The organism is Nocardioides sp. SYSU D00065, assembly GCF_017916425.1.
GTDB lineage: Bacteria > Actinomycetota > Actinomycetes > Propionibacteriales > Nocardioidaceae > Nocardioides.
In genome coordinates this window covers 767296-792887 of record NZ_JAFMSX010000002.1, presented here as the reverse complement: position 1 = coordinate 792887, position 25592 = coordinate 767296, and the positions used below count along the sequence as shown (strand labels likewise).

The window sequence follows — 25592 nt, the reverse complement described above, 5'->3', positions numbered from 1 at the left end:
GTGTCAGCCGGTCGGGCTGACGGTGATCATCCGATCAGGGGATCTGGCGCTCCTGCCAGACCTCGGGGTAACCCACCAGGTCCTCGCCGCCGAACTTGGCGTAGTGACCGTCGGGCATGCCCTCGTTCGCGGCGAGGAAGTCACCGCGCTCCTCCTCGGTGATCGGCACCTGCGGGAGGACCCACTCCTTCGGGACCTCTTCGCCGGCCCAGATCTTCTCGAGCGCGAGGAGCGGGGTGCGCCACTGGAAGTTGGAGTAGACGGGCGCGAGGCCGGTCAGGCCGGTCTCCTCCCACTTGCGCAGGAAGCTCATCTCGTCCTCACCGGTCATGACCGGGAGGTCGGCGCCGAAGTCCTCGAAGGCCTCGATCGCCGCGACGGCACCGTCACCGGCGTCCATCCAGACGCCCTGGACCTCGCCCTTGTTGAGCTCGTCGGTGATGAAGGTCTTGATCTCGGTCGGGTCGGCGCCGGTGAAGAAGTCCACCGCCTCGATGCCGTTCTCCTCGAAGATCTTCTCGGCGGCGGCCCAGCGCTGCTCGAGCACGTCGACGCCGGGCAGGATGCGCAGCGCGACGACCTTGTCGCCCTCCTCGAGGTTGTCCACGAGGAACTCGGCGGTGTCGATGCCCCACGCGAAGCCACCGATCGGGTGGATGAAGGTGGTGGCGCAGTCGGTGTTGACGCCGCGGTCGAAGACGATGACGGGCTTGCCGGTCTCGCAGGCGCGCTCGACCGCGTCGGTCATGGCGGCGGTGGAGTTCGGCGAGATGATGAAGGCGTCGCAGTTGCCCTCGGAGATGAAGTAGTCGATGTCGGCGATCTGGGTGTTGTCGTCGTCCTGGGCGTCGCGGGTCTCCATCTCGGAGATGACGCCCTTGTCCTGGAGCTCCTTGAGCTGCTGGTTCATGGTGATCCAGCCGGTCTGACGCCACGGGTTGCCGATGGAGGCGTTGGCGAAGCACGCCTTGCCCGCCTTGTTGGTCTTGTAGTCGGCGGTGTCGGTCATCTCACCGTCGATGTACTGCAGCCACGGCGTCTCGGGGTCACCCTCGAAGGTGGCCGAGCGCTGCTCGTACTGCTCGTCGTAGACGGCCTGGTCGAACCACTCCTGCTCGCCCCCCTCCTCGGAGCTCTCCGAGGCCTCGGGCGACTCGGAGGTCTCCGAGGAGGTGTCCGAGCCGGTGTCCCCGTCCGAGGGGTCCTCGGTGCTGCAGGCGGTGGCGACCACCCCGAGCAGCAGGGCCGAGGCCACGGCGATCGGCGCGCGGTGAATCTTTCGGCGCATCAGTTTTCTCCTGTTTCAGTGCCCGGACGGGCAGAGGTGGGTGATGGTGCGGGTTCAGCAGGTGCTGCAGGCGGTGACGTCCGAGAGGGCCGACGGCCGAGGGACCAGGCGCGTCCGGCAGCGGCGACGGCCAGGATGATGATCACGCCCTGGACCGTCGGCCTCCAGGTGGATTCGATCTCCTGGAAGTTGAGGAACGAGAACAGCAGCTCGAGGGCGAACGCACCCGCCGCGGCGGAGAGGAGCCAGCCGCGGCCGCCGCCGAGGACCACCCCGCCGAGCACGACTGCGGTGATCGCCTGGAACTCGTAGCCCGCGCCGACCGAGGGGTGCACGCCGGCGTAGCCGACGAGCAGGATGCCGGCGATCGTGGCGGAGAGGGAGGACAGGATGAACGCCCGCGTCTTGACCCACCAGACGTGGGCGCCGGCGAGCGCGGCGGCGTCGGGGTTGTCACCCGTGGCGATGATCGTGCGGCCGAACGGCGAGCGCATCAGCCACACGCCGGCCGCCATCACGACGACGAGGATGATCACCGAGTAGGGCAGGACCTCGAGGACCGGCACGTCGTCGATCGTGCCGCGACCGATCTCGCGGAAGCTGTCCACCGGGTTGCCGGTGGCCGCGCCGCCGGTCATGTAGCGCACCAGTCCGCCGAGGGCGAGCATCGTGCCGAGGGTGACGATGAAGCTCGGCACCCGCAGCAGCGTGGTCGCCAGGCCGTTGATCAGCCCGACCACGGCGCCGATGACGAACATCAGGACCAGCGCGGGAAGCACGCGGCTCTCGTCCTCGCCGATGAAGTTGCCGGCGATCACGACCTGGGTGGCGATGACGGCACCCATGGAGAGGTCGAACTCGCCGGAGACGATGACGTAGTACTGGCCCATCGCCGCGATCACGATCGGCGCGGTGCGGCCGATGAAGCGGATCAGCTGCGGAGGCTCGCCGAAGGACGGGTTGGCGGTGAGCACGGCGACGAAGAGGATCGCGGCGAGGATGAACACCGCACCGCCGGGGGTGACGGCGCCGCGCAGGATCCGCTGGAACACCGAGCCCTCGGTCAGGGGGAGGGTGCGGCCGGTGGTCGTGCTGCCGGAGCTGGTGACGGAGGTGGTGGCGCTCATGCCTGGTCCCCCTTCGTGGACGTGCCCATCGAGGACGGGACTGGGAGGACGGGTCTGGAGGCGCCGAAGCGCGGAGGACGGCGTACGACGCTGCGGCGGGCGTAGACGGCGACGGCCAGCACGATCACCAGGCCGCGCACGAAGTCCTTGAGGAACGGGTTGACCTGCATGACGCCCATGACGTTGTCGAGGACCGCGAAGATCGCGACGCCGCCGATCGTGCCCACGACGCTGCCCTTTCCTCCGGCCAGCAGCGTGCCGCCGAGGACGACGGCCGCGATGGAGAGGAGGTCGTAGCGGCCCTGTGAGCCGATCGTCGGCGAGCCGACGCCGGTGCGCGACAGCAGGAGGAGCGCTGCCATGCCGGCCAGCACGGAGCAGAGCACGTGCGCGACGATCACGGGCGTCGCGGTGCGCACGCCGGACATGCGGGCGACGTCCCGGTTGCCGCCGATGGCGTAGACGTGGTGGCCCAGGCGCGTGTAGCGGAGCATGAGCGTCACCAGGATCGCGCAGACCAGCAGGACGATGAACGCGGTGGGGATCCAGCCCGCGATGCCGCTGCGGCCCAGGAGCCGCAGGTCGGGCGCGGCGGCACCGTGGCTGCCCTGGTAGTTGGTGCCGAGGTAGCCGCTCACGACCAGGCCGATGCCGAGACTCGCGATGAAGCCGTGGACGTGCAGGAGGCTGACCAGCAGGCCCATGACGAGGCCGATGACAGCGCACAGCGCGAGCGTGTTGACCACCGCGGCCGAGATGTTGCTGTCGAGGCCCATCATGCCGCCGGCCGCGATCACGGTCGCGAGGCTGACGACGTAGGGCACCGACAGGTCGAGGCTGCCGACGAGGATCACCAGCGTCTGGCCGATCGCGATCAGGCCGAGCACGCTCATCGCGGTCAGGACCGCCCACACGTTGCCCTGGCTGAAGAAGTTGCGGCCCTCGATGCCGGTCAGCACGGCCGAGGCGGCCACGACCACGATCAGCACGAGGTAGATCAGGGTGGTCGAGTCGAGCTGCTTGCGCGGCCCCTTCGGGCGCGCGGCGCGCCGACGGCGCACGGACTCCTGCGACTCCACGGGGGCCTCCGGGATCTGGTCGGTGGTGGCGCTCATGCCGCCTCTCCTTCGGTGGCTGCTCCGGTGGCCATGGCCAGCACGGCCTCCTCGCTCGCACCCGCCGGGAGCTCGCCCGCGAGCGTGCCGTCGCGCATCACCAGGATGCGGTCGGACATGCCGATGACCTCCGGCAGCTCGCTGGAGACCATCAGCACGGCCACGCCCAGGCGGGTCAGCTCGCGCATCAGCTCGTAGACGCGGTGCTTGGCACCCACGTCGATGCCGCGGGTGGGCTCGTCCATCAGCACGACGAGCGGGTCGATGCTCAGCCAGCGGGCGAGCACGACCTTCTGCTGGTTGCCGCCGGAGAGGAACTGGACCTCCTGGCCCATGCTCGCCGCGGCGACCTCGAGGTTGCTCAGCACGCCGGGCATGTCCTTGCGGGCCTGCGACGTGCGCCGCGGGAACACCGAGCGGACCACGCCGAGCGCGTTGTCGAGGATCGACTGGTTGAGGGCGAGGCCCTTGGCCTTGCGGTCCTCGGTGATGAAGGCCAGGCGGGCGCGCACGCCCTGGCGCGGGCTGCTGACCTTCAGCGGCGCCCCGTCGAGCGCGATGCTGCCGCGGGCGACCGGGTGGACACCGAAGATGGTCTCGAGCAGCTCGGTGCGTCCGGAGCCCTGGAGACCGGCGATGCCGACGATCTCGCCGGAGCGGACCTCGAGGGAGACGTCGTCGACGTAGCCGTTGCCGACACCGGACAGGGCGAGGCGCACGTCGCCGACCGTCACGTCGGCGGGCTTCTCGGGGAAGTACGTCGTCAGCGGTCGCCCGACCATGAGTCGCACGAGCTCGGACTCGGTCAGCTCGGCGGCCGGCCGGGTCGCGACGTGCTGGCCGTCCTTGAGGATCGTGATCGTGGCGCAGAGGTCGAAGATCTCCTTGAGCCGGTGCGAGACGTAGACGATCGCGACGCCACGATCGGTGAGCCGGCGGATGATCGAGTAGAGCAGCTCGACCTCGTGGTCGGCGAGCGCCGCGGTCGGCTCGTCCATCTGGATCACCTTGGCGTCGAAGCTGACCGCCTTGGCGATCTCGACGATCTGCTGCTCGGCGACCGACAGGCTGCGCACGAGGGCGCCGGCCCGGAGGCCGGACACGCCCAGGCCCTCGAGCAGCTCCTCGGTGTCGCGGCGCATCCGCGCGGTGTCGACGGGTCCGGCCTTGCCGAAGCGGCGCGGCTCGCGCCCGAGCCAGATGTTCTCGGCGATGGTGCGCTCGAGCAGGAGGTTGAACTCCTGGAACACGGTGGACACGCCGGCGCGCTGGGCCTGGACCGGGTGGCTGAAGGAGACCTGCTCCCCCGCCACCTCGATCGTGCCGCTGTCGGGCGTGTAGACGCCGGCGAGCATCTTCATCAGCGTCGACTTGCCGGCGCCGTTCTCACCGACGAGGCCGTGCACCTCACCGGGCTGCAGGGTCAGGTCGAGATCGGCCAGCACGGTGTTGCCGAAGAAGCTCTTCGTCATGCCGGTGGCGACGAGGGCAGGTGTTGTCACGGCGCAACTGTGGCATGCGTCACCGGCTTTTGTCGAGGACACGCCAAAAGTGTCTGGTCTAGCGTGCAAAGTCGTGCATGTGCTTGACTCCGGCCGTGCGCACCGGTGAGCTTTTCGATCTCCTCCGTGACGGAAGGCCCTGGACGCGCGCCCAGCTGGCCGAGGCGACGGGGCTGGCCCGCTCGACCATCACCGCCCGCATCGACACCCTGATGCGCCTGGGCCTGGTCGCGCCGTTCGGCGGCGCCCGCTCCACCGGTGGACGTCCTCCGGCCCTGTTCGCACTCAACCCCACCGCCAAGCTCGTGGTCGGGGTCGACGTCGGCGCCACTCACGCCAGCGCCGCGCTGACCGACCTCAACGGCTCCATCCTCGGCGAGGTCGACGCCAGGATCGCGGTCGCCGACGGCCCCGAGGCGGTGCTGAGCTGGGTCGTGCAGTCGGTCCGCGAGCTCCTCGAGGCCAGCGACCGGCCGCCCGAGGACCTCTCCGCCATCGGCATCGGGCTGCCCGGGCCCGTCGAGCACTCCACCGGCCGCCCCATCAACCCGCCGATCATGCCGGGCTGGGACCGCTACGACGTCCCCGGGCACCTCCAGCAGAGCTACCAGGTGCCGGTGCTGGTCGACAACGACGTCAACATCATGGCCCTGGGCGAGCGGCGGCGACATCTGCGCGACGTCGACGACCTGGTGCTCATCAAGGTCGCCACCGGCATCGGCGCCGGCATCGTCTCCGGCGGGATCCTGCAACGCGGCGCGCAGGGCACCGCAGGCGACCTCGGGCACGTGCGTGTGCCCGGCTCCGAGGACGTGCCGTGCCGCTGCGGCAACACCGGCTGCCTCGAGGCGGTGGCCGCGGGACCGGCGCTCGCCGCCGCCGTGCGCGCTCAGGGCGAGGACGCCCAGACCGGCAGCGACGTGGTCGAGCTGGTGCGCGCGGGCAGCCAGGTCGCGATGGCCGTGGTGCGGCAGGCCGGACGCGACATCGGCGAGATCGTGGCCACCATGGTCAACCTCATCAACCCCTCCGTCGTCGTCATCGGGGGCCAGGTCGCAGGCGCGGGTGAGCACCTGCTGGCCGGGATCCGCGAGTCGGTCTACCAGCGCTCGCTGCCGCTGGCCACCGAGCACCTGCGCATCGTGACCTCGCGAGCCGGCGGCGAAGCGGCGGTGCTCGGGGCCTCCGCGCTCGCCATCGAGCACGTCCTGTCACCCGACGCCGTCGAGGCGGCCAGCGAGGCGCTCGCTGCCGCCGATGCCGCCGCCGAGGCCGCCGGCGCCTAGTCCGGAGGCTGCTGCTCGGCCCGGGTGAGGGTCGCGACCAGCCCGGCCAGGCCGGCCAGGGCCGCCTCCGCCACCTCGCCCTCGCCGATCGTCTCCGGATCGATGCCCGGCACGGCGACGGGCGTGAGGTCGGCCCACTCGCCGACCAGGCGCACGCCGAGGTCCGTCAACCCCCGCTGCTGGGCTCGGGCCTCCTCGACCACCCACGGCGCCACGGCGAGCCCGATCGCCGGCTCGGCGGGCTTGCGGGCTGCCAGCACCTGCTTGGTCAGCAGGCGCTTGCGCAGCGGGTGGCCCTGCGGGAAGGGCAGGCCCTCGGCGTCGAGCAGCTCGTTGAGCCGGCGCATGGCCGAGGCCGACGCGGCGCCCAGCGACTCGTTGGGCTCGGGTGCGGAGGTGAGGTCGGCCAGCTCGGGACCCGCGACGGCGGCGAACCTCGACCACAGCAGCTCCGGAGCGGCGCCCGGCGGGGGCACCGTCACCACCGTGACCCGCTCGTGGCCGAAGACCGAGGCCCACGTGCGCACCATCCGCACCAGGTCCTGCTGGATCCAGAACGCGCGGCCGGGATCGGTGGCCGGGGCGCCCGCCCGGGCGCTGGGACGGTCCTGGTGCGCCCCGGCGACGTAGTCGTGCCACCGCCACGACCGCCCGTTCTGCACGGTCTCCTGCCACATCGCGGGGATCGAGCGGTTGAGGTCGCGTGCGGTGAGGACGACCTCGACCTCGGCCTCGACGGAGTCCCGCAGCCGCATGAGGACCTCGCGGGGGGCCGGGCCGAGGAGCTCCACCGAGATGACCGACGTACCGTCGTGCCGGGACACGGACGCCGCGTGCCGGTCCCACATCGGCCCGCCTCCGCGCAGCAGCTGCTGCACGGCCAGGACCTGGCTGCGGCGCTGTCGGCCCGGCACCCGCACGCCGCGCTCGCGCAGCAGGTCACGGTGGGCGAACAGCCGCGACTGGACGAAGGTGGTGCCCGACTTCATCGCACCCACGTGCAGGACGAGGCGACCAGCGGGCATGGCGCGATCCTAGGTGGGAGCGACGAGGCGGCGGAGACGGGCTCAGCGCAGCTGGTAGTCCTTGAGCAGGCTGCGGCCGATGATCATCTTCTGGATGTCGGAGGTGCCCTCGCCGATGAGCATGAACTTCACCTCGCGCATCAGCCGCTCGATCTCGTACTCCTTGGAGTAGCCGTAGCCTCCGTGGATCCGGAAGGAGTCCTCGACGACCTCGTTGGCGTACTCGGAGGCGACCATCTTCGCCATGCCGGCCTCGACGTCCATCCGCTGACCGGTGTCCTTGAGCCGGGCCGCCCGCACCATCATCGTGTGCGCGACCTCGACCTTGGTGGCCATCTCGGCGAGGCGGAACAGCACCGCCTGGTGCTCGGCGATCGGCTTGCCGAACGTCTTGCGCTGCTGCGCGTAGGCCACCCCCAGCTCGAAGCCCCGCCAGGCCAGGCCGCACGCGCGGGCCGCGACGTTGACGCGACCGACCTCCACGCCGTCCATCATCTGGAAGAAGCCCCTGCCCGGCTCCCCGCCCAGGACCTGGTCGGCGGAGATGCGGTGGTCCTCCAGGACCAGCTCGGTCGTCTCGACGCCCTTGTAGCCCATCTTGTCGATCTTGCCCGGCACCGTGACGCCCTGGGCCGTCTGCCCGAACCCGGCCTCCTTCTCGACCAGGAACGTCGTCATGTTCTTGTAGACCGACTCGGCACCCTCGTCGGTCTTGGTCAGCACGGCCACCAGCGTGGAGGTGGCGCCGTTGGTCAGCCACATCTTCTGGCCGGTGATCGAGTACGAGCCGTCCTCGGCGCGCGTGGCCCTCGTCGACACGGCCGACACGTCCGAGCCCAGGCCGGGCTCGGACATCGAGAAGGCACCGCGGACCTCGCCGGTCGCCATGCGGGGCAGGTAGGTCCGCTTCTGCTCGTCGGTGCCGTGCTGGACGAGCATGTAGGCGACGATGAAGTGGGTGTTGATGACACCCGAGACGCTCATCCATCCTCTCGCGATCTCCTCGACCACCAACGCGTACGTCAGCAGGGACTCGCCGAGCCCGCCGAACTCCTCGGGGATGGTGAGCCCGAAGACGCCGAGCTCCTTGAGACCCTCGATGATCTCGGTGGGGTACTCGTCGGCGTGCTCGAGGCCCTGGGCCACCGGGATGATCTGCTCGTCCACGAACTGCCGCACGGCCTTGAGGATCTCGGTCTGGTCCTCGGTGAGGCCGTCGGTCTGGCAGAGGCGGGGCATGTGTGGCTCCTGGGCGCTCGCGGATGGACCGCTCGCAGTCTAGTTACCGGTCGTTCACCTGGGCAGGGGCCTCACCGGAGACCGTCGTCACATCGTCGCGGGGCTCGAGCGGACCGCGGTCGTCTGCGGTCCAGGGCTTCGCGTCCGGACGTCGACGACGCCACGACCGCCACCCGACGAGGGCCAGCGCCAGCCCCAGCACCGTGCCGAGGCCCGCACCGAGGAGCCCGAGCGTCAACCCGGGCGGGCGGTAGGTCAGGTCCACCGTGCCGCTCGCACCGGCCGGCAGGGTGACGACCAGCAGCCCGGCGTCGCTGCGCGTGACGCTCAGCGGCTTGCCGTTCAGGTCGGCCGTCCACCCCGGCCAGGCGAGCATCGCGAAGACGAGCTGGCCGCCCTGGTCCGCCGAAGCCACCTGCACCGTCTCGTGCAGGTCACTGCGGGTGGTCGCGCTCTCGACCTCGACGCCGTCGGAGGTCCACGACAACGACGAGCCCGGCCAGGGGTGCTCCTCGTCGCGGGTCAGCACGACCGCGTCGTCGTCGGAGGTCGCGACGCTCCACCCCTCCCCCGGGGCGACACCCTCGGCCAGCGCCGGCTGCACCACGAGCGTGTCGAGCTTCATCAGGTCGGCCAGCGGCGGCTGCCCCGGACCGCCGGCGCGCCAGAGGTTGCGGTAGCCGCACGGCTGGGTGAGGCCGTCGTACTCCATGCAGAAGGTGCGGGTGAACGGCACGAAGCCCATGCCGGTGTAGTTGTTGACCGCCTCGACCCCGGCGGGGTGGTACATGCTGCCGGGCAGGTAGGTGTCCCACTGGCCCTCCAGGCGGCGGATCTGCCCCTTGTTCTGCAGCGGCTTGAGGTCGGCGAACTGCATGACCCGGCCCTCGCGGTCGGCGAAGGTCTCCTGCAGTGCGGAGACGTCGCTCGGGACGTGCCACACCCGCGAGCTGGCGTTCTCGCCGAACACCCCCACCTGCAGCGCCAGGACCGCGCCGACGCCGCCGACGGCCACGAGCGAGACGAGTGCGGTGCGCCGCAGCACGAGGTGCACCGCCAGCGCGACGACCGTCAGCGCCGCCACCGCCGCGGTGCCGATGGCCGCGCGGCGCAGGGCCGAGGGGTCCTGCGACCAGGTCAGCCAGCCGAGCGCGGCGAGGACGAGGGCGGTGGCGGCCGCGCGCGGCCGCACGCCCGAGCGCGCCAGTCCCTGGCTGAGCAGCACCGCGAAGACGACGAGGACGCCGAGGTAGAAGTACTCGATGACCCGCAGCGGCCAGCGGAACAGCCAGAGCTTGCTGGGGCCGAGGGTGAGGGCGAGGTAGGCACCGGTGATGAGGCCGAGGCCGACCAGCTCGCGCGCCCGGCGGCGTACGACGTCGTAGCGCAGCCAGGGCAGCAGCGGGAGGACGAACCAGGCCAGGAAGGTGGCCGGCACCATCATCGGGCCCGTGATGGCGCGGATCGGCGGGGTGTGCAGCGGGGAGCTGGCGGCCAGGAGGTCGCCTGCGGTCGGGCGCAGCTTGCCGCTGTTCTCGAACAGGGCGCCGGCCGAGCGGACCGCGAGGTCGGAGGACTCCAGGAGCGGCAGGTAGACGAGCGGCAGGAAGGCCGCCACGGCGACGCCGACCAGCGCCAGGCGCACGACCCCGCCCCAGCTGCGCAGCACGACGCCCTCGACGACCAGCGCCGCGCCGATGGTCACGACCGCCAGGGTGCCGTAGGGGTTGCCGTTGAGCACGGCGAGCAGCCCGGCCAGGAACGCCCAGAACGGGCTGCCCACGCCGCGCAGGGCGCGGCGGAAGGTCACCCACACCCACGGGGCGTAGGCGAAGGCCATCAAACCCGAGGGCCACGACCCGGCGTCCCAGAACAGGGTGAAGCCGGAGAACGGCAGCGCGATCGCGACGGCCGCGGCGGGCGCCGGCGCGGCGTCGTACTCGCGGGCCAGTGCGTAGGTGCCGAGCGCGAGCAGCACCATCACGGCCGCCTTGACCAGGTACGTCGAGACCGCCAGGTCCGGGCCCAGCGAGACCGCGACCCAGATCAGCACGTTGAGGGGGTTGTAGGTGCCGAACAGCGCCTCGGCGACGTAGTTGCCGCCCGCCCACGACTGCGGGTCCAGCCACAGGGGCCACTGACCGTCGCGGACCATGTCGCCGAAGTGCCACCACGTCGGCGCGAACTGGGCCGCGGTGTCACCGCGCTGGTAGAACCACCCGGTGGTGAGGTAGGGGATCGCGGTGTACGCGGCGGTCACGACGACCACGAGCAGCGGCCAGATCCACGTGGACCGGGGACTGCGCGGCGCGGCGGTGCGCGCGCGCCGACGGCTGCCGCTGGCCGGTGCCGGCCGGGCGGGGGTGGACGGGCTCACTCCAGGACGCTCCGTTCGCTCGGGTGGCCCTCGAGCTCGGCGAGCGCCTCGTGCTCGCGCCCCAGCGAGCTTGTCACCGGGGCGTCGGAGCCGCTGCTCTCCTTGAGCAGGAACAGCGGCCGTTGCTTGGTCTCCGCGTAGATCCGGCCGAGGTACTCCCCGATCACCCCGAGGACGATCAGCTGCACTCCGCCCAGTGCCGTGACGGCGCAGATGGTGGTGACGTAGCCGGGCACGCTGTTGCCGTGCCAGATGGCGTCCACGAGCACCCACAGGGCGTAGCCGACGGCGACGGCCGTGACGAGGAGGCCCAGCCAGATCGACATGCGCAGCGGGCGGTAGTTGAAGGACACCACGCCGTCGATGCCGTAGTTGAACAGGTTGCGCATGCTCCACTTGGTGGCGCCGGCCTCCCGCGACACGTTCTCGTAGTCGACCACCGCGGTGGGGAAGCCGATCCAGGCGAAGAGCCCCTTGGAGAACCGGTTGGTCTCCCCCAGCGTGAGCAGCGCGCGCACCGCCTGGCGGTCGAGCACCCGGAAGTCGCCGACGCCGTCCTCCAGGTCGACCTCGACCAGCCGGTTCATCAGCTTGTAGTAGACCCGGGACAGCGCGGTGCGCACGAGCGGGTCGTTGGTGCGGGTGCGGCGGGCCACCACCTGGGAGTACTCGCCGGACTCCATCAGCGGCAGCATCTGCGCCAGCAGCGCCGGCGGGTGCTGGAGGTCGGCGTCCATGATCGCCACCTTGTCGCCGCGAGCGTGGCTGAGCCCAGCGAGCATCGCGGACTCCTTGCCGAAGTTGCGGCTCAGCGAGAGGTAGCGGAAGCGCGGGTGGGCTCGGTGGACCTCGCGCAGCATCGGCAGCGTGCGGTCGCGACTGCCGTCGTCGACCAGGATCACCTCGAAGTGCGGCGTCAGCGCCGACAGCTGCTCGGTCAGCACCTCGACCAGGCGGGGCAGCGACTCCTCCTCGTTGTAGCACGGGATCACCACGGAGAGGTCGACGCGCTCGGCCGGCGGGCGCGGCACGGGGGCGACGGGCATGTCGGTCATGCTCCCATCCCCGCGTCCGCGCGCCGCGACAGCACCTCGGCCACGTCGCGCTCCAACCCGTCGACCAGGACGGCCAAGGGCACCTCGAGCGCCCGGTTCTCCCGCACGGCCACCTCGAGGGAGCCGACAGCGGCGTCGAGGGCGTCGAGCTCCTCGGACCCGGTGATCCCGGCGAGCCGGTCGCCCACGCGATCGCCCAACCGGCCGCCGACGAGCTCGCGCAGCCGGCCGGCACGTCGCGACGGGGTCACAGTGACCGGTCCCGGTAGGACCGGAGGGCCTGCATGGTGAGCTCCTCGTCCTGCTGGGCGGCCGGGAGCAGCAGCTGGGCCACCACGTCGGACAGCGTCGCCACGCGCAGGTGCAGCGCCCGCGACGCCTCGACCTCGGCCTCGAGCTCGGCGATCCGCCGCTCCAGGTGGGCGACCCGGCGCTCGCGCACAGGGGCGGCGAGCCTGGCCAGCGAGCCCCGCACGGCCCCCTTGACCTCCCCCACCCGCGACGGGGCGGTCGGCTGGGTGGTCGCGGCGGCGCCCCCTACAGGCGTGCGTACGTCGGCGCCGGCCGCGCGGGCCCACACCAGCAGGTCGGCGAGGGCGAGGGCGGCCGATCCGGCGACCTCGGCGTCGGTGACGTCGCCGGGCAGCCGGGCGTCGACCGGAGCGGGGCGCAGGTCGTCGAGGTCGCCGTGGACGCGGTAGCCGGCCGCGGTGATCGCCGCGATCGCGGCGTCGGCCTGGGCGGCGGCCTCCTCGGCCTGCGCGGGCGTGAGCCCGATCGGCTCGCGCCCGAGAGGGGCCAGGACGCCATGCGTCAAGAGGTCGCGCAGCCACAGGGACTTCTGGCGGCCTCCACGGATGCGTCCGTCCAGGGCGCCGTTGACGCGGCGCAGCAGCTCGGCCTCGACGACGCCGAGCGACTCGTTGGCGCGCTCGACGCCGAGGTCGAGCCCGGCGACGGCGTCGAGGCCGGTGGCGCTCGCGAAGCGGTGCCACAGCTCGCCGGTCCCCGACGACCGGGCCGGCACCGTCACGACGTGGACCTGCGCGGCCGGCAGGCCGGCGCCCCAGCGCCCTGCCACGTTGGCGGGCTGCATGGTGCGCCAGCCCCACTCGCTCGCAGCCGCGGACTCCTGCGGCGGCGACCAGGACTCCAAGGGCCTGGTCAGGCCGAACTTGAGCTGCTCCTGCCAGGAGGAGGCGATGGCCTTGCCGAGGTCGCGCGCGGTCACCACGACGTGCACCTCGAGGCCGTCGAGGCGGGCCAGTGCGTCGCGCGCCTGCTCCGCCGAGGCGTTGGCGAACAGCTCGTAGCTGATGATCGCCGACTCGCCCTGCCACGCGCGGACCTGCTCGGTCACGCGCTCCCAAGCCGTGCGCGCGGACGGCGGCAGGTCGTCGAGCCGGCCGTCACCGCGCACCGCCATGGCGGCGTGGATGAGGTCCAGGCGCGGCCCCGCCACGAGCACGCCCGCCTCGGCGAGGACCTCGGAGTTGTGCGTCAGCACCTGCTGGATGAAGGTGGTGCCCGACTTGGGTCCACCCACGTGGAGATACACGACCTGCGTCATCGGTCCGTCCGACCTTCCTGCGTTCCGTAGTCGACCATCATCCGCCACCGGGCGGGACTGCCGGTGCGACTGGCCCGCGACGCGGCCGCGAACCCCTCGCGGTGCACCACGCGGCCCCCGCTGGCGCGTACGTCGTGCTCCACGTCGGCCGGGTCGACCGGCCAGAGCCGCGGCGAACCGGTGCGCTCCTGGATGCGTCGGCACTCACCGGGCGAGCGGCTCATTCCCTCGACGTAGACCCGGCCACCGCCGCCCAGCGCCATCGCCGTGAAGCGCCAGAGCCGGGCGCGCGAGCGGGGCGGGACCGCCTCGAGCACCCGCCGTACGGTGACCACCTTGGCGCCCTTCTGGCGCGCGGCCAGGGCGCCCACGGTCAGCACGTCGCGCTCGTCGAGCAGGTTGAGGCTGCGCCGACCGACCGCCTCGGGCAGGTCGATCTCCTTGCCGCCCAGGGCGTGCTTGCCGGGGTGGGCGTAGTCGTAGCCGATCGCCTTGCACCCCGCGTCGTGGTAGAGCCGGAGGTCGGCCGAGGAGCCGGACCCCACGTCGAGGATGCGCAGGTCGGGCCCGAGGGCGTCGCCGAGCCTTTCGACGACCCAGTGCGCGAAGGGGCTCGGGCGCTTGCCGGCAGCGCCCACCTGGCCGTTGAACTGCGTCCAGTCGCGCCGGTTGGTCATCACCGAGCCGAACCAGGCGTCGAAGCGGTCGGTGATCTCCCGCGACGGCTGGTGCCGGAACGAGGGGTCGGGCACCCGCCAGCCGGGTCCGTAGGAGACCGAGAGCAGCCGGTCGGGATCAGCCGGGGCAGGCATGAGGCGGCCCTCGAACTCGAGCGCGCGCAGCGGCAGGATCGCCGACCGCGGCACCCGCTCGCGCACGGTCGCCGTCTCGTGGAGGAGGTCGCCGACGTAGAAGCAGGTGTAGATGTCGATGCCGTCCTCGCCGCCGTCGGGGGCCTCGTAGACGACCGTGATGAAGCTCGCGGTCTTGTGCTTGACCGAGATGCCGGCGTCGGTGAGCGCCCGGGCCAGGTCCCACATCTCGACGGCCATCTCCGCCGGTGTCTGCTTCTCGGACAGGAAGCACAGGTCGATGTCGCTGTCGTGACCGATCACCGTCCCCGAGCGGGCGGCGCCGAGGAGGGTGCCGAAGGAGATCCACCCCTCCAGGCCGCACGCGTCGCGCATGACGCCCAGGACGCGCTCGGCCATGGCCGTCATCGCCTCGACCGCGCCGTTCTCGCGCCGGGTCTCGAAGATGCGCTGGGTCAGGCCCCACTTGTCGATGATCACGGGGTTGCCGAAGCGGTCGACCAGCGCGACGCGACCCTCACCCGTGCCAAAGGACACCTCCTCGCGGAAGATCTCCTCGCCCTGCAGCGTCACGGTGACCTCGGAGACCCCCTCGAGCCGTGCCTTGAGCCGCTTGGGCCACGCCACGGTCACCGGGTCGGGGTCCTCCTCGACGGCGACCGACCACCCGCGCCAGCCGTCGAAGTGGACGTCGAGGGAGCAGTCGGTGCCGTGCTCGAGGTGGAGTCCCTCGTCGTCGACCCGCTGCACGACCGGCTTCACCGCGACTCCTCCCCTGCTGCCCGGATGCTCGACATGGGCAGGCCGGGACACTACTGCACGGTGAAGCGCGAGGAGACCACGGCGTGGTCGGTCGTACGCCGCACCTGCGCGCCCTGGTCGACCTTGGTGTCCGCGAACGTGCCGGAACCGAAGATCCAGTCGACCCGCATCGCCTTGGGCGGCTGGCACGCGTTGCCGCGGCTGTTGCCGCCGACGGCTGCGTCGAGGTCGGTCGGGCAGGCGATGCGCCGGAACGCCTTCGCGTGCTCGTTGAGGTCACCGGTCACCAGGACGGGCAGGCCGTCGCGGCGCAGCTCCTTGACGGCCAGCTTGATGATCTCCATGCCCTTGTCGCGGTCGGCCTGCATCTTGCCGGGCGAGAGGTGCGCGTTGATCCAGTACAGCTCGCGCCCGGTGGACCGGTGCCGCAGGCGGACGAGGGCCTGCGGCCGCGACTTCTTCATGAAGGGCATCTGGATGGTGTTGCCCCACACGAAGCTCCACTCGGAGTCCTTCCACATCACCGACTGCGGAGCGGCCTCGTAGCCCATCGTGTTGCCGGGGTAGAACGAGAAGTCGCCGTTGGTCGCGACGTCGAACGAGGTGATCTGGTCGGGCTGCGGCTCGGAGAGGCCGACGAGGGTGGCACCACGCTGGTTGATCAGCGTCCTGGCCCACTCCGTGCGCACCCGGCCGGGGGCGAAGTCGGGTCGCGTGCCCTGCGGCCCCGGGGCGGTGTGCTGGCTGCCGAGGACGTTGAACGTCATCACCTCGGTCGAGAGCGGCCCGCGCTTGGCACGTGCGTTGGCACCGGGACGACCGGCGATGGCGGTCTTCACCAGCTTGGCGGCGCTCCACTGCTTGGTCTGCTTGTCGGTGACGACCGTTCCCGGACCCCACGGGGCCGCGGGCTCGGACGGCATCGACGCCGTGGTGATGGTGCCGTTGCCGAGCTGTCCGAGGTCGTTCGCGCCCCAGCAGCCGGCTCCCTCGGCGCACAGGTGCAGCCAGCCGCCGGTGATCCGCCCGCTGGCGGCGATGCCGGCGGCGACCGGCGTGGCGGAGCCACTGGTGCCGGCGGCTGCGGGACCGAGCTGGCCGTAGCGGTTGTCGCCCCAGCAGAGGACCTGGCCGTCGGTGCGCGTGGCGCAGGTCGCGGTCAGGGCGGTGCCCACGGCGGTGAACGTGCCGCCGTCAGCGACCTGCACGGGCTTGGCGGAGTTGGTGCGGGTGCCGTTGCCGAGCTCGCCGTTGGCGTTCTCCCCCCAGCACCACACGTGGCCGGTGGGCGTCACGCCGCAGGAGCGGCCCCAGGTCGTGGAGACCTGAGCGAGCTGGATGCCGCCGGTCACGACGGTGGGCCGGTTGCGGTTGGTGATCGTGCCGTCGCCGACCGATCCCATCGCGTTCTCGCCCCAGCAGTACGCCGTACCGCTGGAGGTGGTGCCGCAGGTGGTCCAGCCGCCGGCCGAGACCGAGGTCCACTGCTGGTCCCCGGCCACGCGTACCGGCGCGGTGCTGCGCCGCGTGTTGGAGCCCGCGCCCAGCTGGCCGCGCTGGTTCTGCCCCCAGCACCACGCCGAGCCGTCGGCCTGGGTGGCGCACGCGTGCTGCCACGCGACCGAGACGTCGCGCCACGTGGTGGCGGTGCCGACCTGGCGCGGCAGCACCGAGGTCGCGCTGTCGGCGCCCCCGAGCTGTCCGAAGTTGTTGAGGCCCCAGCACCACAGGGTGCCGTCGAGCTTGACGCCGCACGTCGAGCTGCCGCCGGTCGCGATGCGCGACCACCCGGTGCCGACCACCTGGACGGGGCTCACGCGCAGCGTGGTGGTGCCGTCGCCGAGCTGTCCGAAGTCGTTGCGTCCCTGGCACCAGGCGGTGCCGTCGGAGCGCACCGCGCAGGAGGACTGGCCGCCGGCGGCCGCACCGCTGGAGGGCTCGCGCACGACGACCGAGAGGACGGCGGTCCGTGCGGACGTGGCGGGCGACACGCCGCCCACCTTGTAGGTCAGCGGGTAGGTGCCGGCCGTGTCGATCCGGCCGGTCAGCACGCCGGTCTCGCTCAGGCTGAGGCCGGCGGGGACCGAGACGGGCGAGAACCGGGCGGCGGTGCCGGTCGGCGAGCCGCCGGCGACGCCGATCTGCGTGGCGATCTGCTCGCCGATCCCGACCACGACCTGCTGCGAGGTCGGGACCGGCCACAGGGAGACCTGGGTCCAGGCCCGGTCGGCCGCGGCGCGCATGGCCGAGCGGGACGACTTGGCGGCGTAGGACTGCGAGAGCGCGAGAGCCTTGCGCGCGGAGACCTTGCTGGGGTTGCAGATCAGGTCACCGCGGTGGCACACCGACACCACGCGGAAGGTGTCGGTGGCGTCCGGGACGTCCCCGGCCGACCTGGCGAACCTGGCCAGCACACCCTCGGAGTTCCGGGCGGCCGCCGGGTTGCCGAGCGGCCGGCCCGTCGAGGACTTCCGCACCCGCAGCGGGTCCGAGATGGTGATCGCACCCGCGACCTCGGTGAGCGCGTCCTTCTTGTCCAGGTCCTGCAGCACCTCGTGCGCGACCGCGGCGCCCTGCGCGTAGCCCACCAGCAGCACCTGCTGCTCGGGGCACGACTCCAGCTGGCGGTTGACGAGCTTGCGGGTGGCCTTGACGCCGGGCCGGACCGGCTTCTTCCACCGCTTGAGGCCGGCCTTGGAGACGGCTCCGGCGCCCGTGCCGTTCCTCGTGCGCAGCGTGACGGCCGCGCCGGGGGTGGCGAGCTTGACCCGCTTGACGGTGACGCCGCGACCCTGCTGGGCCGAGCGCGCCTGGATCTTGTTGGTGATCGCCGAGACCACGGCGCCGGGCTTGTCCTTCTTGCCCTGACCGTTGCCGTCGATCGCGACCACGAGGAGGTCGGTGCACCCGGTGCCGCGCTCGTCGCGTGCCGTCGTCGCGGCCGTCGTCGTCGACGCCAGGGCCAGGTCGTCGGTCGAGGTCGCGGAGCCGACCTCGGTGCCGTTCGCGGCCAGCAGCAACCCGGCCACGAGCCCGACGGAGGCGAGGCGGGCGACGACCGGTGCGAACCCGGCGACGGGAGACTCCATGCGGGCTCTGTGGGACCGGGTTCGCATCGGCGTCATCTCAGTTCTCTTCCTTGATCAGGGCGTACGGGTCGACGCCGCGCTCCTTCGCGCGCGCCGCGACCTGGGCGTGGTAGCGGTCCTGCGCGGCGGCGCGGGCCTCGTAGGTGTCCATGGCCCACATCGGAGTACGGCCGGCGGGAGCGTTGCCGTTGTTGCCCGGGTGCTCCGGGCCCCAGATGGCCGGGCGGTGGGTGAACATGTAGTCGATCCACTGCATGTAGCGGTTGGTGACACCCCGCTTGCGGATCATGCCCAGCACCTCGTCGCTGGCGAGAGCCACCGACGTCCAGTTGGCCGAGCCGTTCCAGGTGATCTTGGCGCGCGGGTCGCCGTTGATGACCCCGCTGATCGCCATCGACTTCATGTGGACGTAGCGGTCGTAGAGCCCGTCGCCGTTGTTGTCGTAGGCGAGGTGGGTCAGCGGCACCCTCGCGGCGCGCAGGATCTGCAGCACCTCGTTGCCGAACATCGCGTAGACGAGGCGGATGTCGCAGCCCTGTCGGCGCATCTGGGCCAGCTTGCGAGCCAGGGCGAGGCCGCGGTCGCCGTACATCGCGGTCTGGGCGATCCGGATGCGGGTCGTGCCGGTCTTGTTGCTCGCGCCCTTGCAGGCCACGGCGTTGAGCACGTCCATCACCGGGTCGCCGCTGATGCCCTTGCCGGTGTAGGGGTAGAAACCGGTGCTGGTGACGCCGTCGTCGTAGGTGACGACCGGGTTCTTGACCGGCTTGTCCTTGACCATCTCGTTGAAGACGCCGAGGAAGGACTTGTAGCGCTCCTCCTCGTTCTTGATGGTGTAGAGGTCGTTCCACTGGATGGTGGCGCCGAGCTCGGTCGCGTTGTAGGAGCCGAACATGGTCACCCAGCGGACCGTCTTGACGGTCTTGTTCTTCTTCACCCGCACCTTGTTGAACAAGAAGAACTTCGAGTGCGGGATGCCGTGCTCGCCGCGGCAGGAGCCGATGCAGCGGCGCACGAAGCTCTTGTCCGACCTGGACCGCTTCTTGTTGCCGACCTTGAGCGCGCCGGCGAGCCGGGCGGCGTCGGTGTTGGGGTTGTTGGGGTTCCAGTTGGCGCGGTCCATGACGACCTGCACGCTCACGTTGCGGTTGTGGGCGCGGATCAGGGCGTTGGTGATGTTGGCGCTGCGCACGTTCCACGCCGAGATCCGGATCTTGCCGCCGCGCGGGACCGAGTCGATCGTGCGGTTCACCTGCGAGATCAGCCGACGTACGGCGGGCTGCTTGCCGTAGGGGTTGTTGAAGGCCGGACCGGCCTTCGGCACGTAGTGGTCGGGGGTCGCCACCGCCGGGGCGGAGACCCCGGAGAGGGACACGGCGACCATCGTGGTCGCGACGAGCAGAATGATCTTGCGCACGGAAATTCCCCACTGGTGTGTGTCACGGGACCCTCCCTGCCGATGGCAGGCGGAAGCGATCCCGTGACGAACGACTCGTTGACTGTATCTCAATTTTCACATCAGTCACATGAGCACCACCGACACGCGGTGGCGCACAGGGCTGACGCGCCTTGCGGTCTCGGCTCAGGCCCCGCAGGCGGCCAGCGCCCTCTGGAACTCTGCGTTGCGCGCCAGCGGGGTCGGCGACTCGACAATGACCTCGCCCTTGGCGGCGTAGAAGTTGCGCTGGTAGGTCACCAGGCGCTGACCGGACGAGCAGCGGTAGACCATCGCCTCGACCCAGGTGTCCCGATCGGCGTCGTGGCACCCGTCGTACTGCTGCGGCAGCGTGGCCCCGGCCACCCAGACGTCGGCGCACGCCGGACCGGTGGGCGCCTCGCTCGGCTCCTCGGTCGGCGTCTCGGTCGGCGTCTCCGTCGGCGTCTCGGTCGGCGTCTCGGTGGTGCTGGATCCGCCGTCCGCGGGGTCCTGCGCGGACTCGGGGCCGTCCTCGCCGCACGCGGTGAGCGCGAGGCAGACGAGGAGCGTGAGGCCCGTCGCGCCGCGACGCAGGAGTGCTGTGGAGCGTGTCGAGCGTCTGGTCATGGCGTTCCCCCCGGATCGACGACACTGACGTCTGCGTGGATGAAGTAGTGGTCACTGATCCGGGCCAGCGTAGCCCCGTCCTGGACGTAGCCGGAGAAGTCCACGCCGTCGCCGCCGCCGCCCATGATCCAGTCGACGCGCAGCGGGCGTGGGGGCAGCGCGCACCCGGGCCCGCCACCGTTGGCGGCGAGGAACCCCGTCGCCTGGCACACGCGGTAGAAGAACTCCTCGTGCTCGTTGACGTCGCCGCCGATGATCACCGGCTTGCCCGTCTCGGCCATCAGGCGCTGCATCAGCGCGATCTGGATGCTGGTCGCCGCGTCGCGCTCCCCCTCGAGGTCGCGTGCGGAGTTGTGGGTGGAGATCACCCAGAACTGGGCGCCGCTGCCGAGGTCGCGCAGGAGCACGTAGGGCAGCGGGATGGACTGGTTGTCGAACGGATAGGTCACCGAGCCGCTGTCGAGCATCTCGAACTGCGAGGTCCGCCAGGCGATCTGCAGGCGCTGGCCGTTGCTGCCCAGCGCGTGCTGCGGCCAGATGCCGTAGCCCGCGAGCCGGCTGTTGAGCACGGCGAGCTGGTCGTCCTGCACCTCCGACAGGGTCAGCACGTCCACCCCGCGACTCATCACGAGGCCGGCAGCCATGGCGGCACGCTCCGTGCCCGGGCCGTAGCCACCCGGGCCTGCGGAGTGCTGGCTGCCGAGGATGTTGAGCGCGCCGACCCGGAAGCTCGACGTCTTCGCCATCGCGAGCCGGCGGGCCGCCCGACGCAGCCGTGCCGCCTTGCGGCGCGCCTCCCGCGCCTCGATGCGGGCTCGGCGGGCTTCGATGCGCGCGCGTCGCTGCCGCTGTGCCACGACGCCGACCGCCTTGCGCGCCGCGGCGTTGTCGAGCGGTGCGGCTCGCTGGACGCTCACGTCCCCGCGACCGGCCCGCTGCTCGCGGCGGTCGCTGCGCGAGGCTCTCGGCTGCTCGGTCGTGGCCACCTCGGCGGCCGAGATGCTCGTCGCGCCGCCGTCGATGCCGCCGGGGCGCTGGTCGCCGCCCGGGAGCAGCAGGAGCGAGGCCACCATGACCCCCGTCACCACCAAGGCCGGGAGGAGCAGGCGCCACGTCGACCGGGCAGGCGCCGCCGCACGGCGGTGTGGTGCGCGGTGTGAGGTCACGGGGGGCGAGATCCTTCGACGTCGGTCCGGAGCGTCCCGCTGGCGCGGCGGGGCCGGTCGAGGGTAACCCACGAACGCTGCCGCGCCCACGTCGTCGCCGCCCCGTCACCGGCTCCTCGCCGCCTCGCCTTGCCGCCTGCGCGGGGGGCGCGCACGCTAACGTTGCGGCCGTGAGCACCACGCCGACCCGCGTCTTCGTGGCCCGGCTCGTCGGGCTGCCGATCTTCGACCCCCAGGGCGACCAGGTGGCCAAGGTGCGCGACCTGGTCGTCGCGATCCGCACCGAGACGAGCCAGCCGCGGGTGCTCGGCATGGTCGCCGAGGTCTTCGGCCGGCGCCGCATCTTCGTGCCGATGACACGCGTCACCAACATCGACAGCGGACAGGTGCACATCACCGGCCTGCTCAACATGCGCCGCTTCGAGCAGCGCTCCACCGAGACGCTCGTGATGGGCCAGATGCTGGACCGCACGGTGACCATCAAGGACTCCGGCGGGGGCGGGATCACCGGCGTGGTCTACGACGTCGCGATGGAGCAGGCCCGCAACCGCGACTGGGTCCTGTCCCGGGTCGCGGTCCAGGAGCCCAGCAAGGGCTTCCGCCGCCGCGGGCAGACCCACGTGGTCGAGTGGCGCGACGTGACGGGACTGACCCGGCACGAGCCGGCGCAGGGCGCCACCCACCTCATCGCCGCCCTCAACGACATGCGGGCGGCCGACGCCGCCAACATCATCCACGACCTGCCGCCCGAGCGGCGTACGGCGGTCGTCGCGGCCCTCGACGACGAGCGGCTGGCCGACGTGCTCGAGGAGCTGCCGGACGAGGACCAGGTCGAGATCCTCGAGCACCTCGACTCCGAGCGCGCCGCCGACGTGCTCGAGGAGATGTCGGCCGACGACGCCGCCGACCTGATCGCGGACCTCAACCCGGAGACCGCGGCCACGCTGCTCGGGCTGATGGAGCCCGAGGAGGCCGAGGACGTACGCCGCCTGATGTCCTACGAGGACGACACCGCCGGGGCGATGATGACGCCCGAGCCGGTGATCCTCTCCCCCGACGCGACCATCGCCGACGCGCTGGCCCACGTCCGCAACCCCGAGCTCACCCCGGCGCTCGCGGCGCTCGTCTACGTGTGTCGCCAGCCGTTGGAGACGCCCACCGGCAAGCTGCTCGGCGCCGCCCACATCCAGCGCCTGCTGCGCGAGCCGCCGTCCACGCTGGTCGCTGCGGCCCTCGACGACTCCATGGACCCGCTGCGCCCCGACGCCTCCCTCGACGAGGTCGCCGCGCACCTCGCCACCTACAACCTCGTCGCGGCGCCCGTCGTCGACGACGAGGGCCGGCTGCTCGGCGCGGTGACGGTGGACGACCTGCTCGACCACATGCTGCCCGAGGGCTGGCGCGACCGGGCGCCGCGTCCCGGCCCGATCAACGGGTCCGGCACGGGTGGTGCGCGGTGACCGAGAGCCGCCGAGCTCGCCTCGACACCCCCCGTGAGGCCCGCCGGCCGATCGTGCGCCGTCCGAGCGTCGACGCCGACGCCTTCGGCGTCTTCGCCGAGTCGTTCGCGCGCTACATGGGCACCGCGAAGTTCCTGCTCTGGATGACGATGTTCGTCGCCGCGTGGGTCGCGTGGAACACGCTGGCCCCGGTCGACCTGCGCTTCGACGAGTTCCCCTTCATCTTCCTGACGCTGATGCTCAGCCTGCAGGCGTCGTACGCCGCCCCGCTGATCCTGCTCGCGCAGAACCGCCAGGAGCAGCGCGACAAGGTCGTCGCGGAGCAGGACCGTCAGGCCAATGCCCGCGGCCACGCCGACATGGAGTTCCTCGCCCGCGAGGTCGCCTCGCTGCGCATGTCGGTCGGCGAGGTCGCCACCCGTGACTTCCTCCGCTCCGAGCTGCGCGGCCTGCTGGGCGACATCGAGGGTCTCTCCCGCTCCGACCCGGACGAGGACGGGCAGGGGCGCCCGGACCGGGTGCAGCGGCCGGCACAGTGACGCTGCGGGTCGGCTCGTAGACTGGGGCATCATGAGCACCCCCACGCAGCAGCAGGTGATGGACGCGCTGGCGACCGTCAACGACCCGGAGATCAAGCGCCCGATCACGGAGCTGGGGATGGTCGACTCGGTCGAGGTCGCCGACGACGGCTCGGTGGCCGTCCACGTGCTCCTGACGGTCGCCGGCTGCCCTCTCAAGGACACCATCAACCGCGACGTGACGGCAGCCGTCTCCCGGGTGCCCGGCGTCGCCTCGATCGACCTCAGCCTCGGGGTGATGAGCGCCGAGCAGCGCGCCGGTCTCAAGGAGATCCTCAGCGACGGCCGCGCCCAGCGCGAGATCCCCTTCGCCCAGCCCGGCTCGCTGACCAAGGTCTGGGCGATCGCCAGCGGCAAGGGCGGCGTCGGCAAGTCGTCGGTCACCGTCAACCTCGCGCTGGCCCTCGCCGCGCAGGGCCTCAAGGTCGGGATCGTCGACGCCGACATCTACGGCCACTCGGTCCCCGCGATGCTCGGCATCGCCGACGCCCGGCCGACTCAGGTCGACGACCTGATCATGCCGGTGCCGACCCAGAGCGGCGTCTCGGTGATCTCGATCGGCATGCTCAAGCCGCGTCGCGACCAGGTCGTCGCCTGGCGCGGCCCGATGCTCGACCGGGCGCTGGTGCAGATGCTGGCCGACGTCTACTGGGGCGACCTGGACGCGCTCCTGCTCGACCTTCCCCCCGGCACCGGCGACGTGGCGATCTCGCTGGGGCAGCACCTGCCCAGCGCCGAGGTCGTGGTCGTCACCACCCCGCAGGAGGCGGCCGCGGAGGTCGCCGAGCGCGCCGGCACGATGGCGTCGATGATGCACCAGCGCGTGGTCGGCGTGGTCGAGAACATGAGCTACCTGCCCTGTCCCCACTGCCCCGCCGAGGACGACCACCGGCTCGAGGTGTTCGGCAGCGGCGGCGGCGCTCGCGTGGCGCAGACGTTGTCGGAGCGGTTCGGCTACGACGTGCCGGTGCTGGCGCAGATCCCGCTCGACATCTCGCTGCGCGAGGGCGGCGACGTCGGCAAGCCGATCGTGGAGGCCGACCCCGAGGCGCCGGCTGCCCGCGAGCTCAGCAAGGTCGCGCGCACCCTGTCGGGCCGTGGCCGCGGGCTCGCCGGGATGCAGCTCGGACTCACCCCCGCACGCACGCTCTGACCGATAGGTTCTGAGCCATGTTCGACGTCGGGATCCTCGAGCTGGCCGTGATCGCTCTCGTCGCGGTCGTCGTCCTCGGCCCCGAGAGGCTGCCCGACCTCGCGCGACAGGCCGCCCAGCTGCTGCACCGGGCGCGTGGACTGGCCCACAACGCGCGCGACGAGCTGCGCAACGAGCTCGGCCCGGAGTACGCCGACCTCCAGCTGCGCGACCTCGACCCCCGGGCGATCGTGCGCAAGCACATCAGCGAGGCGATGGCCGAGGTCGATCGCGAGAAGGCACAGCGCGCGACGCTGCCCGAGGGCCAGGTCCCGCCTTACGACGTCGAGGCCACCTGATCCCGCACGCTGGACGGTCCTAGCCGTCCCGGCTCTGCACCGCCACGACGCCGGCGTAGGGCACCAGCACGAGGTCGCTCCCCGCACCGGGACGGCACTCGGCGAAGTCGGCACCGACGCGGACGACGTACGCCTCGTGGCTCGTGCCGTCGGCGAGGTGCACCACGCAGCGCGCCTGCGCGTCCGCGAGCCGGCGCAGCGCTGCGCGCAGACCCAGCCGGTCGACCGGCGACCAGGCCACCTCCGGCACGGACCGCTCGCTGGCACCGCGCACGGCGACCACCCAGCGCAGCGGCACGATCCAGTCCTGGCCCGGGCCACCCAGCAGGCACCAGCCCTCGCCGACGCGGTCCAGGCGGCCCTCGATGCGGCCGAGGTGCGGCAGGTCCAGCGCGACGACCCGGCCGCGCGAGGCCATCAGCCGGCTGGCCAGGGTGACCGAGCCGTACTCCGTGCGCGCGCGATCGGCGAGCTCCGCCTCGCGGTCGAGCTCCCACAGCGCCTGCGCCTGTCCCTCGAGGTCGTCGAACAGGGCGAACAGCTCGTGCTCCCAGGACATGGCACGAGCCTAGGCGGGTCGCCGCACCCTGTGGAGAGCCCGTTGAC

Annotated in this window: 21 protein-coding genes; 5 read left to right on the top strand and 16 right to left on the bottom strand. The window is 71.8% G+C overall.

Going from position 1 to position 25592, the window contains the following annotated elements:
* Positions 1-34: 34 nt before the first annotated feature.
* The 4 genes from J3P41_RS11820 to J3P41_RS11805 are packed head-to-tail and all read right to left on the bottom strand — an operon-like array spanning position 35 to position 5032.
* Positions 35-1288, bottom strand: a complete 1254-nt coding sequence (locus J3P41_RS11820) for a substrate-binding domain-containing protein (RefSeq protein ID WP_210650480.1) — start codon at positions 1286-1288, stop codon at positions 35-37.
* A complete protein-coding gene (locus J3P41_RS11815; protein WP_210650479.1) occupies positions 1288-2415 on the bottom strand; it encodes an ABC transporter permease in 1128 nt (375 codons plus the stop codon). The genes J3P41_RS11820 and J3P41_RS11815 overlap by 1 nt, the downstream gene beginning before the upstream one ends.
* Positions 2412-3530, bottom strand: a complete 1119-nt coding sequence (locus J3P41_RS11810; protein WP_210650478.1) for an ABC transporter permease — start codon at positions 3528-3530, stop codon at positions 2412-2414. Before J3P41_RS11810 ends, J3P41_RS11815 begins: the two co-directional genes overlap by 4 nt.
* Entirely contained in the window at positions 3527-5032 is a 1506-nt protein-coding gene (locus J3P41_RS11805; RefSeq protein ID WP_210650477.1) for a sugar ABC transporter ATP-binding protein, read from the bottom strand. The genes J3P41_RS11810 and J3P41_RS11805 overlap by 4 nt, the downstream gene beginning before the upstream one ends.
* A 95-nt stretch (positions 5033-5127) precedes the next feature.
* Between J3P41_RS11805 and J3P41_RS11800 the strand changes: the two genes are divergently transcribed.
* The gene (locus tag J3P41_RS11800) at positions 5128-6318 is read left to right on the top strand and encodes an ROK family protein (RefSeq protein WP_307861955.1); all 1191 of its coding nucleotides are present in this window, start codon (positions 5128-5130) and stop codon (positions 6316-6318) included.
* Here the strand turns inward: J3P41_RS11800 and J3P41_RS11795 are convergent.
* The 11 genes from J3P41_RS11795 to J3P41_RS11745 all read right to left on the bottom strand — a co-directional run bounded on the left by J3P41_RS11795 (position 6315) and on the right by J3P41_RS11745 (position 21457).
* Positions 6315-7343: a hypothetical protein gene (locus tag J3P41_RS11795; protein WP_210650475.1), complete on the bottom strand. Its 1029-nt coding sequence runs from the start codon at positions 7341-7343 to the stop codon at positions 6315-6317. The two genes, J3P41_RS11800 and J3P41_RS11795, sit on opposite strands and share 4 nt — an antisense overlap.
* A 42-nt stretch (positions 7344-7385) precedes the next feature.
* Positions 7386-8582 (bottom strand): acyl-CoA dehydrogenase family protein, encoded by a 1197-nt coding sequence (locus tag J3P41_RS11790; RefSeq protein ID WP_210650474.1) that lies wholly within the window; start codon positions 8580-8582, stop codon positions 7386-7388.
* A 43-nt stretch (positions 8583-8625) separates the two neighbouring features.
* The gene (locus J3P41_RS11785; protein ID WP_210650473.1) at positions 8626-10959 is read right to left on the bottom strand and encodes a YfhO family protein; all 2334 of its coding nucleotides are present in this window, start codon (positions 10957-10959) and stop codon (positions 8626-8628) included.
* Positions 10956-12014: a glycosyltransferase family 2 protein gene (locus J3P41_RS11780; RefSeq protein WP_246861940.1), complete on the bottom strand. Its 1059-nt coding sequence runs from the start codon at positions 12012-12014 to the stop codon at positions 10956-10958. Before J3P41_RS11780 ends, J3P41_RS11785 begins: the two co-directional genes overlap by 4 nt.
* The gene (locus J3P41_RS11775; protein WP_210650472.1) at positions 12011-12265 is read right to left on the bottom strand and encodes a hypothetical protein; all 255 of its coding nucleotides are present in this window, start codon (positions 12263-12265) and stop codon (positions 12011-12013) included. Before J3P41_RS11775 ends, J3P41_RS11780 begins: the two co-directional genes overlap by 4 nt.
* Complete coding sequence (locus J3P41_RS18695; RefSeq protein ID WP_246861939.1) at positions 12262-13584, bottom strand: DUF6752 domain-containing protein; 1323 nt, start codon at positions 13582-13584, stop codon at positions 12262-12264. Before J3P41_RS18695 ends, J3P41_RS11775 begins: the two co-directional genes overlap by 4 nt.
* Entirely contained in the window at positions 13581-15158 is a 1578-nt protein-coding gene (locus J3P41_RS11765; protein ID WP_210650471.1) for a hypothetical protein, read from the bottom strand. The genes J3P41_RS18695 and J3P41_RS11765 overlap by 4 nt, the downstream gene beginning before the upstream one ends.
* Before the next feature lie 50 nt (positions 15159-15208).
* Complete coding sequence (locus J3P41_RS11760; RefSeq protein WP_210650470.1) at positions 15209-18247, bottom strand: cutinase family protein; 3039 nt, start codon at positions 18245-18247, stop codon at positions 15209-15211.
* Positions 18248-18284: 37 nt separating this feature from the next.
* The gene (locus J3P41_RS11755; RefSeq protein ID WP_210650469.1) at positions 18285-19664 is read right to left on the bottom strand and encodes a phospholipase D-like domain-containing protein; all 1380 of its coding nucleotides are present in this window, start codon (positions 19662-19664) and stop codon (positions 18285-18287) included.
* A 165-nt stretch (positions 19665-19829) separates the two neighbouring features.
* Positions 19830-20291, bottom strand: coding sequence for a hypothetical protein (locus tag J3P41_RS11750; RefSeq protein ID WP_210650468.1), 462 nt, complete (start codon positions 20289-20291; stop codon positions 19830-19832).
* A complete protein-coding gene (locus tag J3P41_RS11745) occupies positions 20288-21457 on the bottom strand; it encodes a hypothetical protein (protein WP_210650467.1) in 1170 nt (389 codons plus the stop codon). The genes J3P41_RS11750 and J3P41_RS11745 overlap by 4 nt, the downstream gene beginning before the upstream one ends.
* Before the next feature lie 170 nt (positions 21458-21627).
* Here J3P41_RS11745 and J3P41_RS11740 point away from each other — a divergent pair, with 170 nt between their 5' ends.
* Genes J3P41_RS11740 through J3P41_RS11725 form a run of 4 tightly spaced genes read left to right on the top strand, consistent with a single transcriptional unit; the run spans position 21628 to position 24986 of the window.
* Complete coding sequence (locus tag J3P41_RS11740) at positions 21628-22917, top strand: magnesium transporter MgtE N-terminal domain-containing protein (protein ID WP_210650466.1); 1290 nt, start codon at positions 21628-21630, stop codon at positions 22915-22917.
* Complete coding sequence (locus J3P41_RS11735; RefSeq protein WP_210650465.1) at positions 22914-23456, top strand: DUF1003 domain-containing protein; 543 nt, start codon at positions 22914-22916, stop codon at positions 23454-23456. Before J3P41_RS11740 ends, J3P41_RS11735 begins: the two co-directional genes overlap by 4 nt.
* Before the next feature lie 31 nt (positions 23457-23487).
* On the top strand, positions 23488-24648 hold the full coding sequence (locus tag J3P41_RS11730; RefSeq protein WP_210650464.1) for an Mrp/NBP35 family ATP-binding protein: 1161 nt from the start codon (positions 23488-23490) through the stop codon (positions 24646-24648).
* 17 nt (positions 24649-24665) lie between these two features.
* On the top strand, positions 24666-24986 hold the full coding sequence (locus J3P41_RS11725; RefSeq protein ID WP_210650463.1) for a sec-independent translocase: 321 nt from the start codon (positions 24666-24668) through the stop codon (positions 24984-24986).
* Positions 24987-25005: 19 nt separating this feature from the next.
* Here the strand turns inward: J3P41_RS11725 and J3P41_RS11720 are convergent, their stop codons facing one another.
* Positions 25006-25545 (bottom strand): hypothetical protein, encoded by a 540-nt coding sequence (locus tag J3P41_RS11720; RefSeq protein ID WP_210650462.1) that lies wholly within the window; start codon positions 25543-25545, stop codon positions 25006-25008.
* Between the last annotated feature and the right edge of the window lie 47 nt (positions 25546-25592).